The following is an 18,313-nucleotide window of genomic DNA, read 5'->3' on the forward strand; positions in this document are numbered from 1 at the left end:
CTCAGTTGTAGTTACGCAACGGACGGATCCTCAAATACCCGCCCCGGGCACCGGTTTCCATGACCTCGCCAGGACCGATCTGGACGAAGTCATCACCGGAATCAACAACCGACCGCACGAGCCTCGGTCGGACGACCTACGCCGAAGCGCTCCAAGGACTATGCTCGCAACCAGACCGCTCCTGTACTTTGCACTCCCAACTAGCACCCGGGTGGGCGGCGGCCCGCAGAGGATGTAGATAGCGTCGATTGCCGAACCGCCTCCGTCAGGCAGAAAAAAGGTTCAGGACGCCCCGAAACTCGCCCTGAACCATTTCCAGACCGGAAAGATGGATTCTCCGGTCACGTGTTATCGCCTATGCCTTGGACACCGTCTTCTTCTTTGGCTGACTCTTTGCTGCCGGCGCCTTGGACCTCTGGCCGCTCGACTTCACCTCACCGTTTGACGACTTCTCGTCAGCGGCTTTGAGGGTTCCCCGACGGGAGCGAAGAAACGTCAGCCGCTCCTCCAACAGCTCTTCGAGCTCTTCCCGGGTGCGCCGCTCCAGCAGCATGTCCCAATGCGAACGCGGGATCTTGGCTTCCGGGCGATCCAGTGTCACCGGCTCTGTGCCTTCCAGCAACACGGCCTCTTCGCCACAGGTACGACACTCCCACGTCTGGGGAGCCTCCGCGTCAGCAGAGAACGTGACCTGGCTCAACTTGCCGCACACGGTGCACTGGTAGCGATACTCGGTCCTCGGCGAGAACGTGACCCCTTCTTCGCTCTGTAAACTCTGGGATCCGAGCCTCATTCCGCGCAAACTGCGATCTGCCATTGTCTGGTCTCCTCTCGCGTCGCTTCACCAGTTATAAACCCCTGAGCTGTGTAATCCCCTCCCGATGCAGAGCTATTGTGTGCAAACTACCAGTTTCAGCCCGACGGTGCAGTACCTTTTATCACCGATACCGCGATGTCGGTGCGATCGGTGACTAAACCGTCGACGCCCAACGCGAGCAGACGACTCATGGCAGCGGGGTCGTTCACCGTCCACACATGCACCTCGACACCCACCGCATGGAACATTGCAACGCTTCGACTCGTGACCACCTGGATGCCGGAGTACCGCTCGGGAATCTGCACCGCATCCATCCCTCGGAGCGCCGCCCGCACCCCAGGCGTTATTCGAGCCTTCGAGGCCGCGAGTGCGGCCACGAACCGAGCAGACGACGAACTGGTCGCCACCCCAGGCAGCAACTGAACCGCACCGCGGCGGCGGCGCTCGGAGAATGAAGTGATCAGCACGCGATCCACCGCACCGGCATTCTGTACAGCGTCGGCAGTCGGGTAGACGGCCCGTGGCTCCTTGATGTCGATGTTGAATCGGCCTTCCGGGAGCGCGGCCAGCGCTTCGGCGACCGTCGGCACCCGCTCGCCGCCACCGAGGTCAATGGAGCGCAGTTCTGCCAGGGTGAGCTCGGCGACGGGGATGCGGACGCCCTGGTGAACGACCTCCGCATCATGCACGAGCACGGCGACACCGTCACGCGTGGCATGCACATCGGTCTCGAGGTGCGTGGCGCCCGCCGTCACGGCTGCGTCGAACGCCGCGAGCGTGTTCTCGGGAACAGTCAGCGCCAGCCCGCGGTGCGCTAGCACTCGTGGGCCGGTGGGGGAGAAGTAGTCGGTCAGAGCCCAGTGCTCTCCGGGCCCTTGGTGGGGCCGAGTTTGTCGACGAATGCAGAGCTGATGCCTCGCAGCGCCTCGGTGAACTCTCCCGGAATGACCCAGGTGGTGTTGCCGGCGCCCTCGGCCAACTTCGGCAGGGTGAGCAGGTACTGGTAGGCAAGCAGTTTCGGATCGGGATCGCCGGCATGGATCGCGCCGAAGACCGTCTCGATCGCCTTCCCCTCACCCTCGGCACGTAGGATCGCCGCCTTGGCGAAACCCTCGGCCTCAAGAATGGCGGCCTGTCGGGCACCCTCGGCGGTGAGGATTGCGCTCTGCTTCGTGCCCTCCGCGGTGAGGATCAGCGCGCGGCGGTCACGCTCGGCACGCATCTGCTTCTCCATCGCGTCCTGGATCGACAGGGGCGGGTCGATCGCCTTCAGCTCTACGCGGCCGACACGGATTCCCCACTTGCCGGTGGCCTCGTCAAGCACGATACGCAGCTTGCTGTTGATCGAGTCGCGACTGGTGAGGGTCTCTTCCAGGTTGAGCCCGCCGACCACGTTACGAAGTGTGGTGGTGGCCAGCTGTTCCACGGCATAGAGGTAGTTCTGGATCTCGTAGGTGGCGGCTCGGGCATCCGTCACCTGCAGGTAGACGACGGTGTCGATCGATACGACCAGGTTGTCTTCGGTGATCACCGGCTGCGGCGCGAACGAAATGACTTGTTCACGCAGGTCGAGCAGCGGAAGCAGGCGGTCGATGAAGGGCACCAGAATGTTGAGGCCCGGCAGAAGCGTCTTGTGATACTTGCCCAGCCGCTCCACCACCCCAGCCCTGGATTGTGGAATGATGCGGATCGCCTTGGCGAGGGTCACCAGTACAAAGATGACAATGACGACGATCGCTGTGACGACAACGACCCCGCCGACGGTTATGGTGTTCAATTCTCAAATGTCCTTTCCACCGGGGAGACGATGACCGTCGCCCCGTCGATCCCGTAGACGGTGACGTGTTCTCCGAGGGCGAGTTCAGTGTTCGCCGGCTGGTCGAGTCGTGCGCTCCAGATCTCACCGTTGGCAAGCCGAACCTGACCGGAGCCGAGCGTCAGCGGAATGATGACGATGCCGTCGAGACCGATCACGGCGTCGGTGTTCGATCTGGCCGGGTCGCCGCCTTTCTTCAACGCTTGAAGGAGAGGCGGCCTGAGCACTGTCAGCAGCAGGAGAGCTAGAACCGCTGCGACGATGATCTGCCCCCACCAGGGCACGCCCATCAGCCCGGAGAGCAGGCCGCCGAGGCTTCCCAACGCGATCATGAGGAATGTGAACTCCAGGGTGAACATCTCGATCACGACAAAGATCAGGATCAAGGCCAGCCACACAATCCAGGCGTAGCTCAGAATGTCGTTCATCTGGTTCATCCCCCTTTCGACCATCGGTCCTATCACCTATGAAACTAGCAGTCGAACCCGCAGACTTGACGTGAAAAGGGGTATTCTCGTAACTTCGGTGTCGAATGCGTGCGACACTTTCACGCACGTGCCCGAACCGACCCCAGCACCTCAGTCACCCAAGGAGCACACCGTGTCACAACCCCTGGTTCAAGGATCCCTCAACGGCAAGCGGGCTCTGGTCACCGGAAGCTCGCGGGGCATCGGCGCCGAGACGGTCTCCTATTTTGCTGAGGCGGGCGCGAAGGTCGTCATCAACTACCGCAATAAAGAGGCGCGAGCCCTCAAACTGGCCGCGCAGTTGGCCGAAAAGGGCGCCACCGTGATCACTGCCGGGGCCGACCTCACCGACCCCGCGTCGGTTGCCGGCATGTTCGAGCAGATCAATGCAGCATACGGCGGACTCGACATTCTGGTGTTGAACGCCTCGGGCGGAATGGAATCGGGGATGGCCGCCGACTATGCAATGGTGCTGAACCGGGATGCCCAGGTGAACGTCTTGACGCAGGCACTTCCCCTACTCGGCCAGGGCTCACGAGTCGTTTTTGTGACCAGTCACCAGGCGCACTTCATCCGCACCACCGAGACGATGGCCGAATATGACGTGGTGGCCCGGAGCAAGCGTGCCGGAGAAGATGCATTGCGCGAGATGCTGCCGGAGCTGGAAGCGCGGGGGATCGAGTTCGTTGTGGTCTCCGGTGACATGATCGAAGGCACCATCACCGCAACGTTGCTGGAACGCATGAATCCGGGCGCGATCTCCTCACGCAAGGAATCGGCTGGCCGCCTGTACAACGTCAGTGAGTTCGCCGCCGAGGTGGCCCTCGCCGCGGTCGAACCGGTTCCGGCCGATAACACCCGCTACGTCGGTGACACTTCGAGTTTCGTCGCTGAATAGTCTCACTTCCAGCCGCGCCCGATTGCGGTGCCCACACGCAGACCATCCTCGAACGCGGCGACCGCGTTCATGCCATCAATGCGCCTGGCCCCGCCGATCACGGTGTGGGGGATGTTTGTACCCGCCAGTGCCCGGGCGGGCTCGCGCAGGGATTCCTGGCCGGCGGCCAGCACCAGGGTGTCGGCCTCGACCAATTCTTCGTTGCCGTCCGCAGAAATCCAGACTCCGCGCGGTTCGACACTGAGATAATCGACACCGGTCAGGGTGCGCACTCCGGCCGCCCGGATCGTCTGCACCACCGCCCACCTGGTGGTCACGCCCATTCCGCGGCCGATCGATCCGCTGCGGCGCATGAGAGTGATCTGCCTGGCTGGCCTGGCCAGCGGCTGCGTCGAATCGGGGTCGTCCGAAACGCGGGCCCGGGCGCGAAACTCCCGGCGCCTGTTCGCTGACCCTGGTGCCTGATACCCGTATCGACAGCCATCGGCGCACTCCACCAACAGATGTGCCAGATCGACGCCGATCCCGCCGGCTCCGATGATCGCCACCCGTTCGCCGATGGCATCCGGGTCACGAAAGGCCGTGGCGTAGTCGACCATCTTCACCTCGTCGCCACCCGGCAGCCAAACCTCGCGCGGACGCACCCCCGAGGCGATGATCACGTGATCGAATTCGGCGACCTGCGCGGCCTCGTTGACCCGCGCATTCAGCAGCACCTGCACGCCGAGTCGTTCCAATTCGTTCTCGAAGTACCGCACCGTCTGAAGAAAGTCGGCCTTGCCGGGCACCATGCCAGCCATCAAGAACTGACCACCGATGCGCGCGTCGGCCTCGAACAGGGACACCCGAGCACCCGCTGCCGCCAATGCGCGGGCTGCCTCCATCCCTGCAGGGCCGGCACCGACCACGGCGACCGCGGGGCCGGTGCGGCTGATAGACCTGGCTGGCTCAGGCTGTGGCGCGGGTACCTCGAACTCCCGTTCACGTCCGGCGCGCGGATTGACCAGGCATGAAACCGGCTGCGTGCCGAACGACCGGTCGATGCAGGCCTCGTTACAGCCGATGCACGTGTTCACGAGCTGTTGCCGGCCGCTGAATGACTTTGCCACGATCTCGGGGTCGGCAAGAAAGGGGCGGGCCATCGAGATGAGATCGGCGTGGCCGGCAGCAAGGATGGTCTCGGCCTGCTCCAGCTTGTTGATGCGCCCGGAGGCGATCACCGGTTGCGTGCGGCCCGCACTTCGCAGCACTCCACGGATGCGTGACGCCGTGTCGACCCAGATGCCGTGCGGTACCAGGGTCTGCACGGTCGGAACCCGCGACTCGTGCCAGCCGATGCCGATATCGAGGGCATCCGCTCCGGCCGCGACGAGTGTGAGCGCCTGGTCGTCAACCTCGGCCTCCGTGGACGAGCCGGGCATCAGATCATCACCGGACAGGCGCACCAGGAGCGGGAGGATGCCGATCGCTGCCCTGACCGCGGTGACCACGGCGACCGGGAATGCCAGCCTGCGCCCGGCGTCGCCACCCCAGCGGTCCTTTCTGCGGTTGGTCAGCGGGGACACGAACTGGTTGAGCAGGTATCCTTCTGAACCCATCACCTCGACCGCGTCGAAGCCGAGGCGAGCGGCGTGCTCCGCACCTCGGGCGAAATCAGCGATGGTCTCCCGAAGGTGGTGTTCGTCAAGTGCAACCGGGGTGCGTCGTGAGAATGTGCTGTAGACGGCTGACGGTGCAACCGCGTCGAGGCCTTCGTCGGTGGGCAGGGCATAGCGGCCGGCGTGGAAAAGTTGCAGCGCGATCTTTCCCCCAGCGGCGTGCACCGCGTCGACGACGACGGCCAGGCGTTCCTGGTGGCGGGGTTCGTTGATCAGCATGTAGCCGGGACCGCCGGCGCCCTCGCGGTTCACAGCGGCCCCGCCGGTGACGATCAGTGCGGTGCCGCCGGCCACCCGCTCGGCATAGAACGCGGCAAGGGCCTCACCGTCGTCGACGGTCTCGAGGTTGAGATGCATGGAACCGGTCATGATGCGGTGGGGGAGAGCAAGGGTTCCGATGGTGACCGGGGACCTGGCGTAGGGGAATTGCGCTTGCGGAGTCTGGGCATGTGGAGCCTGGCCGGTGATCGGTTCACCTGCCGTCTCGGCACTGCCTGCCGCAGTCACGACGAAGCGTGCGGCAAGTCATCGGGCCGGGTGCCGTGGGTTGGCCGCTCCGGCAGCCGGAGCGGATCGCTGGTGTCGTGGTAGTACGGGGGTGCGGCCACGGTCATCCCGCCGTCGACGGCCAGCACCTGGCCGGTGATGTAGCCCGCCTTCTCGGAGAGCAGAAACTCGATCGCGTTCGCCATGTCATCGACGGTGCCGGCCCGACCAAGCGGGATGGCCGCCAACACGGTCTCCACCGGGGCCATGCCGGGCATCGAATAGAAGTAGTGCAGAGAGTCCGATTCGATCAGTCCGCCGTTCACCGCGTTCACCGTGATGCCGTAACCGGCGAACTCAACGGCCATGAAGCGCACGAACGACTCGATCGCGGCCTTGTACGACCCCAGCGCCGCGTACGTGGCGAAGGCGCGCGTGGAGCCGTAGCTGGAGACGGCCACGATCCTTCCGCCGTGATCCATCAGCGAGACCGCCTGCTGGGCTCCCAGCACGAACGGGCGCACGTTCATGCCGTAGGAACGATCAAGATGGTGGATCTTCAGGTCGAGAATCTTCCTGAATGCCGACGCCGCGGCGTTGTTGATGAAGTGATCGAGCCTGCCGTACCGGTCGGCGACCTCGTCGAAAAGCCGCATGATGTCTTCCGGGTTCTCCATATCAGCCTGCACGGCGAACCCGCCCCCGCCCAGCCGTACCGCCTCAGCGACCACCTCGTCGGCGAGGTCTTTGTTGGTGCGGTAGTTGACCACGACGGAGGCGCCCTGGGCTGCCAAGAGGAGGGCCAGTCGGCGTCCGATTCCCCGGGACGACCCGGTGATCACCGCAACCATGTCCCGGCGGCTCGCATCCGTTGTGGTCATGGTTGGTCCTTTCGATCACGAGCCCGTTCGAACACGTCGTGGGCGACAACCGTCTTCTGGATCTCGTTGGTGCCCTCCTCGAAGCGCTGGGCGCGCGCGTCTCGGTACACCCGCTCGATCGGCTCCGACTTCATGTAGCCCCGGCCGCCGTGCACCTGGAGGGCCTTGTCGGTGACCCGGGTGAGCATGTCGACGGCAACCATCTTCGCCATCGATGACAGGGCGCCCGCACGGTCGGTTCCGCGTTCCCATTCGTCGGCGGCGTGCAGCACCAGTGCCCGGGCCGCCTCGATGTCGGCCTCGTTCTCGGCGATCATGAACGCGATCGCCTGGCGGGAGCTGATGGGCTTGCCGAAGGTGACCCGGTGCCTGGAGTAGTCGACCGCCAACTGCTGGGCACGCTGGGCGAGGCCGACACAACTCATCGCCACCGAGATACGGCTCGGGGTGAGAAACCCGCCGAGGGCAATGGTGAGTCCGTCACCTTCGGCACCGAGCCGGTTCGTTACCGGAACCGGGGTGTCTGAGAACGTCAGGCTGGCGTGGTCGGTGCCGTGCACGCCCATTGTTCTCGAAGTGTCTTCGACTGTCACACCCGGCGCATGCCGGTCGACCAGCAGGGCGACGGTGCCCTGTTTGCCGCTTGAGCCAGCGAGGCGGGCGAACAGGAGCCAGTAGTCGCACCTCACTCCGAAGGTGATCAGGTGTTTGCGCCCGGTGAGCAGGTAGCCGTCTTCGGCCGGGCGCGCCGTGCAGGTGATGTCGGCGCCGGAGCCGTTGTCAGGTTCGGTGAGGGTGAATGCCACCAGGATGTCGCCGCGCACCGATGGGGTCACGAACGTTTCCCGCTGCCACGGGTCGGCGTACGGGTTCATCGACCGCCAGGTGCCGTTGATCACGTGCACGAGCATGCGCACGGAGGCGTGGGTGCGGGAGAAGAGCTCCATCAGCAGCATCCACTGGCTGAAGCTCAGCCCGGCGCCACCCAGGTCGACCGGTGCTGCTAGCCCAAGAAAGCCCTCGGTCCTGAGGGCGTCAAACAGTTCTCCAGGCGCGACATCGTCAGCCTCGATCCGGCTGCCCCACAGTTCGCCGGGACCTTCCACCCATTCACGCACCCGGTCACGGAGAACGCTGAATTCGTGCTGCACCAGCTGCTGTCCGCGGCCGTCCGGTGTCGACATTGATACCTACCTCTCTCTCATGGTCTGCCACCACTGAGAGTCGTTGCGGGACAAACCCGGCCGCACGATCGCGCAGGATGAATTTCTGGATCTTGCCGACCGCGTTGCGCGGGATCTCATCGATCACCTCAAGTCGTTCGGGCCAGAAATACTTGGACACGCCGTTCTCGTCCAGGAACTGCTGCAGCTGCCGGAAGGTCAGGCGTTTGTCCGGGGCCAAGGTGATGAATGCACAGGCACGTTCACCGAGCCGGGGATCCGGCATGGCCACGATCGCCACATCGCTGACGGCATCATGGGTGTACAACAGTTGTTCGATCGAGGCGACCGGGATCTTCTCGCCTCCCCGGTTGATCACGTCACGTACACGGCCGGTGATGCGAAGGAAGCCACCGTCGTGGAGGGTGGCCAGGTCGCCGGTGCGGTACCAGCCGTCGGAGGTGAACACTTCGGCGGTGAGATCGGGACGTTCCAGGTAGCCGTCGAATACTGTGGGGCCGTTGACCTCGAGGTTGCCCTCGACACCTGCTGGGAGCACCGACCCGCTGTCATCGGTGATCCGCAACTGCACTCCTGGCAGGGCGCGGCCTTCGGTGCCCCAGACCTTTGTGGACTCATCAAGCGGGGTGGCCAGGGTGGCAAGCCCGGTCTCGGTCGTGCCGAAGGCGCCGCAGACCATGGTCTGAAGCGTGCGGGTGGCGCGTTCGGCGAGCACTCGGGGAACGGCGGCGCCGGTCGCGACGAAGATCCGCAACGTGCGCGGTGGGGGAGCGCCCTCGGCCACGGCCTGCACCAGGTCGGACAGGAACGGCGTCGCTGCTTGGACAAACGTGCCTTCCCACCGGTTCAACACCTCGAGGGCACGACGCGGATTCCAGGTCCCCTGCACGATCTGGGGTGACCCGAGAGCGAATGCCAACCACATGCCGTAGAGGAACCCGGTCTGGTGGGCCAGCGGAGACGGCACGTAGATCACATCATTGGCATTCAGGCCGAGGTGCTCGATCTCCATCTGCACGGCGCGGCTCAGGGTGCGATGCGTGTGCACCACGAGTTTCGGTTCTCCGGAGGTGCCCGAGGTGAACAGCAGTTGCGCGGGGTCGTCTGGGTTCGGCTCCACGGCTTCGATTCGAGCGCGGTCGACGATGGCTTCGGACATCGCGCGGTGCCAGCCGTGCCACTGCACAGTCGCATGCTGGCACTCCGGCAGGACGCGCGCAGTGCCTGGAGTGTCGTGCATCACCACCACGTGTTGCAATGAAAACGGCTCCGGGTCCGGGGAACCGGGAGCCCGGCTGGCGGCCGCCACGGCGGCCTCATCGAGCATGCGTGCGATCTCATGGGCATGGGCGCGCGCACGGAAGTTGTCGATGACCACGAGCACGCGTGCGCGTGAGCGCCTCAGCGCGAAAGACACCTCATGGGTGCGGAAGATCGGCATGATCGGGCAGATCACCGCACCGATGCGCATGGCCGCCGCCGCCACGATCACGAACTCCTTGTCGTTCGGCAATTGCACAGCCACCCGGTCACCGGGCTCAACCCCCAAGCTCAACAGTAGAGCTGCAACGCGGTCCACTTTCTCGTCGAGTTCACCCCAGCACACGTGGACGGTGCGGTCCCAACGCGCATCCACGACGGCAAGGGCGTGCGGCCGAGCGTTCGCCCAGTGCCGGATCCACCCGGGCCCAGTCATCGTTTCTGCGGTGGCCGGGGTCTCCGCAGGGCCAACCGCGTGCAGCGGGCGGCCCGCAGAGGTCGCCGGCCTCTTCTCGACCTGAAAATCGAGACCCATGGTCTGCATGGCCTCGATGAACCGCGGGTAGGAGATGCGGTAGGCGTTCGGGTAGGTGAGGGTGGAGCGCCCGGTGGCCGCCGATGCTGCGACCGCCAACGACATCAACACCCGGTGATCGTTGAACGAGGACAGGTGGGCGTTGTCCAACTGCTCCACCCCGCGGATGAGCAGGTTGCCACCGTCGACCGTGACGTCGGCGCCCATGCTGTTCAATTGCAGCATTGCAGTCACCCGGTCGGATTCCTTCAACCGCACGTGCTCCACGTTGCGCAGGATGCTTTCACCACGAGCGGTCGCCGCCAGGGTCGACAGGATTGGCAACATGTCCGGAAGGTCGCGGCAGTCGACGTCGATCGGCTCGAGGGGCCCACCGTCGTGGCTCACGCGCAACCCACCACTTCGCCGTTCGACACGCATGGGCAGGCCCATACCTCGGATCACGTCGAGGAAGCCGGCTTCGGGATGGTCGTAGTCGGTTGCGCGCATGCCGGGCATTCCGGTGAGCAACACGTCGGCCGGGTGCAATGCGGCCACAGCCAGGCCGAACGCGGCCGAGCCGATGTCGGGCGGCAGGGCGAGTTGGGCGGGAACGGCGTGCTGGTTCGGTTTGATGTCAAAACGACGCCAATCCGCCGATGCGGTCACGATCAGCCCGAATTGGCGCATCATCGTCACCGTCAGTTCGACGTAGTTGCGCTCATTCAGCTCGCCATTGACCACAATCGTGGTGTGCTTCGTCGCGAACGGTGCCACCAGCAGCAACGATGAGATCCACTGGGAGAGCGTGCCGCTGATGTGCACGACGCCTCCGCGAGGGCGTCCGGGGGTAACGGTGATGGGCGGGCGGTCATCCGCCGACTTCGTCTCGATTCCCATCTCGCCCAATGCGCGCAGCAGGGGACCAATGGGTCGGTGCTCGAAGTAGCGCTGCCCGGTGATTGTCAGTGGTGTTTCGCATAGCGCGGCCAGCCCGACCATGAAGTAGAGGGTGGTGCCGGAACTGCCCACCGAGAGGGCATCACTGGCGGGCCGGTATCGGCCTCCGTGCACGAGCATCGTGTCGCCGTGGATGTCGATGTCTGCGCCGAGTTGTTTCAGTAGTTGCACCGTGTAGTGCACGTGCGTGGCGTCACTCAGCCCGGTGATCGAACTGGTGCCCCGGGCCAGCGAGGCGAGGATCAGTGCCCGGTGGGCGTGATACTTCGAGTTCGGTACCTGAACGGTGCCGGTGACCTTTGCTGATGTGCCGACGACTGCGAGATGCATGCTGAATGTCCCATCCAGTTGCTCCGTCCAGCCCGGAGGCTGCGATAACTTTCACAGTACCCGGTCGGGTCTTTTTCGGCAGGGGAGAGGCCGCTCAGAGGCTGATTGCGAACCAGAAGCCGAGGCCGGCTGCCAGAATCGCGAGCACCATCATTCCGAGTCCATGAACCAGTGCCGCGGCTGCCCGTTCCTCTTGAAACAGTCGAACGGTTTCGAAGGTGGCGGTGCTGAAGGTGGTGAACCCGCCGAGAAAGCCGGTGCCGATCACAAACAGCCATTCGTCTGGCAGCGTGCCGACCAACGCGATCCCGGTGAGAAAGCCGAGCAGGAGGGAGCCGGTGATGTTGATCACGCCGGTTTCCAGCGGAAACGTGTGTACGCGCAAACCCCGCAATACGCCATCAATGAAGAATCGGCATCCGACGCCGATTCCGCCGGCGACGGCCGCGGCGATGAACAGCAGCGGAGTCATCGTGGGCCACCGCCTGTAAGAGTGGGGCCAGTCCTGGTGCCGGGGCCCAGAAGGCCGGCGCACAGTAGCCCCGCCCATGTTGCCAGTACGCCGAGGATGAGGGTACCGAACGCGTAGGCGAGCCCGAGCCCGACATTGTCGCCGACAATCAACAGCACGGTGTCTGTTGCGAAAGCACTGTAGGTGGTGAAACCACCGAGCGCGCCGGTGCCGACCGCCAGTCGGAGGCGATGGGCGGTGACGTCGCCGGCGGAGCGGCGTGCGAGCCTCCCGAGAAGAAACGCAAGCAGGAAGGCACCAATCACGTTGATGGTGGCAATGGCCACCGGAACGGGGCCTGCGGCCGGGATCATCAGACCGAGGGCCTCCCGGCCGGCGGTGCCAAGGATGCCGCCGAGCGCCACCAACCCCAGATTTCCCCAATGCCGGTGCGCAGGTGGTGTGCGTCTGGGCGTCATGCTTAGCGACTGAAGTCTTGTTATGTCAAGTAATTTAGAGCGCGGCCACGACATCCCGGCCGAAGCGGAAAGCGCGGAACAGTTGGCTGATGCCGGCCACGATGAGGAAGATTCCCGCGACGATCGCCAGCGTGCTGATCGCCTGCATCGGCACGGACAGCACGACGATGCCGGCGAGGATGCTGATCACGCCGAAGACGATGCCGACCCAACGTGACGAGTCGTCGGCGGATTCGGCGATCGAAGCGACGCCTTCGATGATCCAGGCGATTCCGACCATCAGGCTCAGCAGAACCAGCGTTGTGTCGGGGTTGCGCAGCATGAAGATACCGGCGACAAGAACCAGAACTCCGAGCAAGAGGTCGAGTATGCGCGCGCCGGCGTTCAGGCCGGTGGCGACCAGCCCGGTGACCACGCGGATCGCGCCGATCACGAGAAAGTACAGGCCGAACAGCACTGCGATGACATTCAGCGTCGCCGCGGTGGAGAACACCGCCCAGGCGCCCAGGATGACCGCCACGAGGCCACCGACGAACATGGCGACCCGAATCAGGTTGATCGTTGACTTGCCGAGCTCGCTGGCACGTTTCTGAAACGCGAATGACTGGTTGAACTGCGGTTGCCCTGATTGCGTGGACATTCTGGCTCCTGACCGATTGCCTGGGGGCTCGCGAACGACGACCCTCACTAAAACATAGTGGAGCGGCGCCGCGCGTGGCGTGCGGCTGCCGACGAGTCCACCAGGGCCCCGCCTCACTCAAATGCGCCGATAATGCACATTATGTCAAGTAATAGATTTTGCCCACAACCCGCGCGCCCCCTGCGCTCACTCGAACGGTAGTGCGCTCCAGTCGCGCGGCCCAGGTGCGCGTCGAAGTGGTTCGCGGGTATTCCTCCCCGACGAGCCAGACGAGCCCGGCAAGCCCGACGACTCCGTCACCACAGCCCGCACCGATCTCGGCATCGCGAAAGACTTCGGCGGATACAGTGCGGCTTCCGATCGCCGCCTCCCCCATCGCCGGCCCCGACTCAGACGAATCCGTTCCCCGCACCAGCGCATCGAGGTGATCAGGCCCACGCACAGGAAGAATGCGAGCAGCGCGGCACCGACCATCGCACCTATCGGATGCCAGACGAGCACGAGGATCAGCTCGACAAGCGATTGCAGCAGATTCTGGAGAGCCGTGAAGAGTTCGGACAAATCTTCGACCGTAGCCGCTCGGAAGCAGCGGGCTCCATCCCCAGTTCAGGCCACGTATGGGTCGCCGCCCCATTGTGAATGTATCACAATATTGATACATTGAGATTCTTAGATCAGCGGTTATGAAATGGGGTCACCGATGTCTCTGCAGATGCTGTTGATGTCGGCTCTGACCCTGGCTGCGCCAGTCGTGGTCGCCCTGGGTATTCTCACTCACCTTGCCCGGCGAAACGACCCAGTCGGACAGGCCGGCATGCGGGCGCTCGGCCGCGAGTCGTTTCGCCAGTGGTCGCGATTGGTATCCCGGTATGCTGCCGCCACCAGGGTCATCTGCGTGCTCTTGTTCGCAGCGGTGTTGGTTCGGTTCTTTGTGATCGAGATCCAATATGTTCTGAGTGACCTGCTTGGAACGGGATTCGTTGATCACTGGGGCTGGGGTTTCTACGCGTTTCCGGTCGCCACGGCGTCTCTGGGCGTACTGGCTCACACGTGGCTCACCGTTGACCACGGTGCAACCGCGGCTGACGGGCCGATCACGGTGACACTTGAGCCCCGAACGACCTGGAGCTTTGCATCGACCCCATGGATTGTTACGTGGGTGGCTTCCGCGACTGTGCTCGTGACCACGGTCGTCACCGCCGGACTAATAGCGGATGTCGACGATGAAGGACGGCACGCCGCCCTCTCGACCGGTACCGGTGCGCTCGGAGGCCACAGTGAGTTTCTCGGGTGGTACTACGGTGTGCCGATGCTGATCGCCGTAGCCGCGCTGGCAGCCGTCACCGTTGTCTCTCTCACATTCGGGGCGCGGGGCCCCATACCCGCCACGGCATCGACGGGGCGCACCGTCGATATCGTGCTGCGCACGCTCGGTGCTCGGGCAATCCTGTCGATGGGCGCTGGAGCGATGCTGGTCGCCACCGGGCTCTCCTGGACATTCATCTCCAGCGCGGTGAGATTGCAGTCGTGGGTTGACCTCGGCTCGGCCGGAACGGTGCGTTTCGATACGGGGCTCGCCGGACTCTCCTGGTGGCTGCAAGTCGGCGCGTGGCTCTTCGAAGGCCTCGGCTTTGCTGCCCTACTGCTTCCTGCAGTGACGCGGCGGCCGACGGTGCGCGAAGAAGGGGCACCGGCAGGCTCAGAATCCTCCGGTGAACTGGCCGAAGACTCATCGGCACTGCGCCGAGCGATCGGCTGACTGTGGCCGAACTCACCATCACCGAGCGCGGCCTCCCGTCCGACCAGGTCTATGACCAGTTGCAGGCCATGATCCGTGGCGGCGCACTCGCAACCGGCGAACGACTGCCCTCTGTCCGCCAGTTGGCGCGTGACCTCGCGGTGGCCACCGGAACTGTGGCCAAGGCCTACCGGCTCCTCGAGGCCGAGGGCCTGGTCGTCTCCCGCGCGGGCGCCGGCACGAGGGTGAGCAGTCAGGTGGCCGCTCCCCCCTCCCCCGTACTCGAAGCCGCGCGCGCACTTGCCCGCGTTGCTGATGCCCACGACATCTCGCTGGAAGAAGCAGTCAGCGCCCTTCGCATCTCCTGGCTTCACGAGGAATAGGCTCTGACCGGTCCACAGCCCTGGCACGCGTCACCGAGGCGCACTACGTATCGATCACCGTTTCTGCGGCCGCCGCCTCATCCTGCTCACGCACACCGTGCCGCCAACGCCCGCTCGCGATGTAGACGACAACGACGTTGAGCACGGCGACAGTAGGCACTGCAAAAAGTGCGCCGGGGATTCCAGCGATCAACGTGCCCGCCGCGACCGAGAACACCACAGCGAGCGGATGCACCTTGACGGCGCTCCCCATCACGAGCGGCTGTACGACATGTGCCTCCAAGAGGTGCACGAGCAGAACCCCGGCGAGCATCACGAGCGCCTGGATGGGCCCGACGTAGAACAGTGCGACAGCGACGACGGCTATTCCGGTGACGATCGCTCCGACAACCGGGATGAACGAGGCGAGAAACACGACGACGGCGAGCGGGATGGCCAGAGGCAGGCCGAGAAAGAAGGCGAAGAGCCCGATCCCCACGCCATCTCCTGCCGCAATCAAGATCTGTACTCGCACGAAGGTCGTCAGAGTGAACCAGGCGGATTCACCTGCGCCGTCGACGGCTGCGCGTGCCCGGAGCGGAAACAGCCGTACGATCCACGCCCAGATCCCCCAGCCGTCGATCAGCATGAAGATCGTTGCGAAAGCAGCCAACAGGCCACCGACCACGAAGTGGCCAGCGGTCGAGCCGACCGTCAACGCTCCGCTGAGAATCCTCGAACTGTTCTCCTGTATGAGTGCAACCGCCTGCGCAATGTATCCATCGATCTGAGCGTCCCCGATCTGAAGTGGTGACCTGAGCAGAAAAGTCTTGAAATCCGCGTAGCGCTGCGCAGACTCCTTCTCAAGCTGCGGCAGCCCAGCACGAACTTCGAAGGTGACGAGCACGATGAGCCCCCCGATCACCACGAGCAGGAGCCCCAGTGCTGTGACGATTGCAAGCCATTTCGGCCAGCGGTGGCTGCGTAGGAAACTCACAAAGGGTGTGAGGAGCGCGCTGACCAGGAGCGCTACAAGAAACGGGACGACAAGGTCTTTGAGCGTCGCCAAGAGCCAGAAGACGGTGGCGAGGAGCGCCATGATGACCAACAGTCTCCACGCCCACTGGCCGGCGATCTCAACTCCGACAGGGATTGATCGTTCGGCCTCGGCCCGGCGCCCCGGGAGGGTGGATTCAGGTGTCGATCTCGCGTGAGGGAGTTTCATTCGCCCAGTGTGCGCGCGTCGGAATACCACTGCCAGTGGCCCGCAGGCTGGCGACCGAAGCCCTCACGCTCGAGGGCCACAATAAAAGGTGGGACCGCACACTGTGCGGCCCCACCCAGGTGCCTTGCGGCCTTGCCTCATGCACAAGAAACTAACCCGAATAGTCGCTTGTGCGGCTGAGTAGCTTCACCGTACCAGCTGATATATTACTGCCGCCATTCCCCTGTTCGGGGCACAATTGTATTCTCGAAAACCCTGACTCATCTGCTCTTTCACCACTCTTTTTCAGCCCCGCGAGTCGAAGATTCCCTCGCTCAGTTGCCGTAATACGGCACACCGTTTCGCATGGCTGTCGCAAACGCTGCAATCAGGATGATGGAGACGATGATGCCCACGACTATCAAGACGGCGCTGATGATGATTCCGGCCAGCGCCAACGGGTTCTTGTAGCCGGCTCGCTTCGACTGGAGGTACGCGATGATGCTGACCACCAGCCCCGCGAGCTGGAACACGAAGGCAAGAACGAAGCCGATGATTCCAAGCGTCTTACCCGGGTCAACCTGGACCGGAGGAGCACCATACCCGCCGGAGAGGGGTGCCATCGGATAGCCATAGTCGGGCGCCGGCTGATAGCCGCCCGGTGGGGGTACCTGAGGGTAGCCCGGTTGCTGCCCTCCAGGGTACGCGGGCGGAACCGGTGCACCCGGATCGGAGCCGGGGTTGCCGTTCGGCGGAACCGGCGGAGTGTTCGGGTGGTTCGGGGTGCTTGGATCGCTCATGAGATCACTCTTCGAATGAGAGGCATCACTCAGCGGCGCGCGGAACGCCGTCACCTCTATTCACCCCACGGTAACCCCACAATCTCGGCAGGTTCCTGAGAGTTGAGACAAATCTCCTGGGCGTGGCCAAAGTCATCGAGCCGAGGTGCATACACACAATTCGTTGCCCTCGGCGTCGGCCATCACCCACCAGGAGGGTGCGTGTTCGTCGGTGACCAGGGTGCCGCCGGCCGCAACGATCGCGTCGACCCGGCCGCGGGCATCCTGGGTGGGAACATAGACGTCGAGATGGATACGACTGCGTTCTGTGCGCGGCGGATCCATCTTCTGGAACCAGATCTTCGGGCCACTCCCCCGCGGGTCGCGCAGCTCCACGTCGCCGTCACCGTCCAGGTCTTCAATGTAGTCGCAGCCCACCCGCCAGAAATCGCGGATCGCGTCGGCGTCCGAGCAGTCAATTGCGATCTCGTAGTTGGTCGGCCGTGTGGTGTTCGCCTTCGCGCCGGCACGGTGCGCCAGTTGCTCGATCTCCTCGGCCAGGCGCAGGTCGCGACCGGTCACTCCCCCGGCGTCATGGGAGCTCACGGTGAACGCTATCTGGCCGTAGCCGAGGCTCACATCGGGGTGGTGGTTGGCGCGTTCTGCAGCTTCCGCGACCTCGGCCACCAGCTGCGCAGCCCGGGCGAAGTCGTCGGTGGAGTAGGACGCGTACAGCGCACCGTCGAGGTGCACGAATGCGCCGGTCAGGGCATCGCGGGTCTGGGCTGGAGAGAGTACGGCGTCTGCAGGGATCATTCCCCTACTGTGCCCCGCGTATTACAACGAGGCAAGCCTCTGGGCGAACTCGTCCGGCAGCACGACATTCGACGGAGCATGCGCAAACAGCGGCGCGATCTGGTCAGGGGTGAATCCGGCGATGCCGCACCCGATCTTGGTGACAAGGAAGCGGAGATCCGGATGCTTGACGGCAAACTCGAGGAACGTCAGCACCTCGTCGCGGATCGTCTCGAACCCACTCATCGTGTCAATGGCGTACGACTGGCCGTGCAGCCCGTGCCCCTCGCCCCAGACGGCTCCGAATCTCTCGTACGCGGTGCGAGCAGCACCGGCACCGTGTTGCCCTGAGGCGTTCGAGCCAAAAACAAAGACCTCGCCTGGCGACAGTTCCGTGATCATACGCACCACTGTAACCTGCGCCGTTTACTCGGAGTGCCGGTTACTCGGAGTGCCGGTTACTCGGAGTGCCGGTTACTCGGAGTGCCGGTTACTCGGAGTGCCGGTTACTCGGACTGCAGGCGAGCTGGCCCACCCGATAGTGTGAACAAAACTCCGGCGCGGGATGGCCCCGGGCAACCGCGATCCTAAGGA

General features: G+C 64.2%; 18 protein-coding genes and 1 pseudogene. 3 read left to right on the forward strand and 16 right to left on the reverse strand.

The window, feature by feature from the left end:
* Positions 1 to 472: 472 nt before the first annotated feature.
* The 4 genes and pseudogenes from DL891_RS06745 to DL891_RS06760 form a co-directional block, all read right to left on the reverse strand.
* A pseudogene (locus DL891_RS06745) lies at positions 473 to 817 on the reverse strand (RNA polymerase-binding protein RbpA); the annotation flags it as partial.
* A 95-nt stretch (positions 818 to 912) separates the two neighbouring features.
* Entirely contained in the window at positions 913 to 1,638 is a 726-nt protein-coding gene (locus DL891_RS06750; RefSeq protein WP_232819044.1) for a glycerophosphodiester phosphodiesterase family protein, read from the reverse strand.
* Positions 1,639 to 1,667: 29 nt separating this feature from the next.
* Complete coding sequence (locus DL891_RS06755; protein ID WP_232819063.1) at positions 1,668 to 2,585, reverse strand: SPFH domain-containing protein; 918 nt, start codon at positions 2,583 to 2,585, stop codon at positions 1,668 to 1,670.
* 5 nt (positions 2,586 to 2,590) lie between these two features.
* Entirely contained in the window at positions 2,591 to 3,061 is a 471-nt protein-coding gene (locus DL891_RS06760) for an NfeD family protein (protein WP_111719881.1), read from the reverse strand.
* Positions 3,062 to 3,233: 172 nt separating this feature from the next.
* Here DL891_RS06760 and DL891_RS06765 point away from each other — a divergent pair, with 172 nt between their 5' ends.
* Entirely contained in the window at positions 3,234 to 3,998 is a 765-nt protein-coding gene (locus DL891_RS06765; RefSeq protein ID WP_111719673.1) for an SDR family oxidoreductase, read from the forward strand.
* 2 nt (positions 3,999 to 4,000) lie between these two features.
* On the opposite strand, the gene DL891_RS06770 is transcribed toward DL891_RS06765, so the two are convergent.
* The 8 genes from DL891_RS06770 to DL891_RS06805 all read right to left on the reverse strand — a co-directional run bounded on the left by DL891_RS06770 (position 4,001) and on the right by DL891_RS06805 (position 13,283).
* Positions 4,001 to 6,163 (reverse strand): FAD-dependent oxidoreductase, encoded by a 2,163-nt coding sequence (locus DL891_RS06770; protein ID WP_198668799.1) that lies wholly within the window; start codon positions 6,161 to 6,163, stop codon positions 4,001 to 4,003.
* Positions 6,160 to 7,023 carry an SDR family oxidoreductase gene (locus tag DL891_RS06775; protein ID WP_111719674.1) on the reverse strand — a complete coding sequence of 288 codons (864 nt, stop codon included), beginning with the start codon at positions 7,021 to 7,023 and terminating at the stop codon, positions 6,160 to 6,162. The genes DL891_RS06770 and DL891_RS06775 overlap by 4 nt, the downstream gene beginning before the upstream one ends.
* On the reverse strand, positions 7,020 to 8,207 hold the full coding sequence (locus tag DL891_RS06780) for an acyl-CoA dehydrogenase family protein (RefSeq protein ID WP_111719675.1): 1,188 nt from the start codon (positions 8,205 to 8,207) through the stop codon (positions 7,020 to 7,022). The genes DL891_RS06775 and DL891_RS06780 overlap by 4 nt, the downstream gene beginning before the upstream one ends.
* The gene (gene aroA / locus DL891_RS06785; RefSeq protein ID WP_111719676.1) at positions 8,146 to 11,271 is read right to left on the reverse strand and encodes a 3-phosphoshikimate 1-carboxyvinyltransferase; all 3,126 of its coding nucleotides are present in this window, start codon (positions 11,269 to 11,271) and stop codon (positions 8,146 to 8,148) included. The genes DL891_RS06780 and aroA overlap by 62 nt, the downstream gene beginning before the upstream one ends.
* 94 nt (positions 11,272 to 11,365) lie before the next feature.
* The gene (locus DL891_RS06790) at positions 11,366 to 11,743 is read right to left on the reverse strand and encodes a CrcB family protein (protein WP_111719677.1); all 378 of its coding nucleotides are present in this window, start codon (positions 11,741 to 11,743) and stop codon (positions 11,366 to 11,368) included.
* Complete coding sequence (locus DL891_RS06795; RefSeq protein ID WP_111719678.1) at positions 11,740 to 12,201, reverse strand: CrcB family protein; 462 nt, start codon at positions 12,199 to 12,201, stop codon at positions 11,740 to 11,742. The genes DL891_RS06790 and DL891_RS06795 overlap by 4 nt, the downstream gene beginning before the upstream one ends.
* A gap of 34 nt (positions 12,202 to 12,235) precedes the next feature.
* Positions 12,236 to 12,841, reverse strand: a complete 606-nt coding sequence (locus DL891_RS06800; protein ID WP_111719679.1) for an HdeD family acid-resistance protein — start codon at positions 12,839 to 12,841, stop codon at positions 12,236 to 12,238.
* A gap of 139 nt (positions 12,842 to 12,980) precedes the next feature.
* A complete protein-coding gene (locus tag DL891_RS06805) occupies positions 12,981 to 13,283 on the reverse strand; it encodes a hypothetical protein (protein WP_157962426.1) in 303 nt (100 codons plus the stop codon).
* Between the two features lie 258 nt (positions 13,284 to 13,541).
* Between DL891_RS06805 and DL891_RS06810 the strand changes: the two genes are divergently transcribed.
* Together DL891_RS06810 and DL891_RS06815 are read left to right on the forward strand one after the other, a co-directional pair.
* Positions 13,542 to 14,600, forward strand: a complete 1,059-nt coding sequence (locus tag DL891_RS06810; RefSeq protein ID WP_111719681.1) for a hypothetical protein — start codon at positions 13,542 to 13,544, stop codon at positions 14,598 to 14,600.
* 2 nt (positions 14,601 to 14,602) lie between these two features.
* Positions 14,603 to 14,962, forward strand: a complete 360-nt coding sequence (locus DL891_RS06815) for a GntR family transcriptional regulator (RefSeq protein WP_232819045.1) — start codon at positions 14,603 to 14,605, stop codon at positions 14,960 to 14,962.
* Positions 14,963 to 15,005: 43 nt separating this feature from the next.
* Here DL891_RS06815 and DL891_RS06820 read toward each other — a convergent pair whose 3' ends face one another.
* From DL891_RS06820 to DL891_RS06835, 4 genes are all read right to left on the reverse strand, one after another.
* Entirely contained in the window at positions 15,006 to 16,166 is a 1,161-nt protein-coding gene (locus tag DL891_RS06820) for an AI-2E family transporter (RefSeq protein WP_111719682.1), read from the reverse strand.
* 314 nt (positions 16,167 to 16,480) lie between these two features.
* Complete coding sequence (locus DL891_RS06825) at positions 16,481 to 16,945, reverse strand: DUF4190 domain-containing protein (protein ID WP_157962427.1); 465 nt, start codon at positions 16,943 to 16,945, stop codon at positions 16,481 to 16,483.
* A gap of 132 nt (positions 16,946 to 17,077) precedes the next feature.
* Entirely contained in the window at positions 17,078 to 17,740 is a 663-nt protein-coding gene (locus DL891_RS06830; protein WP_111719684.1) for a VOC family protein, read from the reverse strand.
* A gap of 21 nt (positions 17,741 to 17,761) precedes the next feature.
* Positions 17,762 to 18,121, reverse strand: a complete 360-nt coding sequence (locus DL891_RS06835) for a hypothetical protein (RefSeq protein ID WP_111719685.1) — start codon at positions 18,119 to 18,121, stop codon at positions 17,762 to 17,764.
* Positions 18,122 to 18,313 lie beyond the last annotated feature (192 nt).

It is taken from the genome of Homoserinimonas sp. OAct 916 (assembly GCF_003260275.1).
In the GTDB taxonomy this organism is placed as follows: Bacteria; Actinomycetota; Actinomycetes; order Actinomycetales; family Microbacteriaceae; genus OACT-916.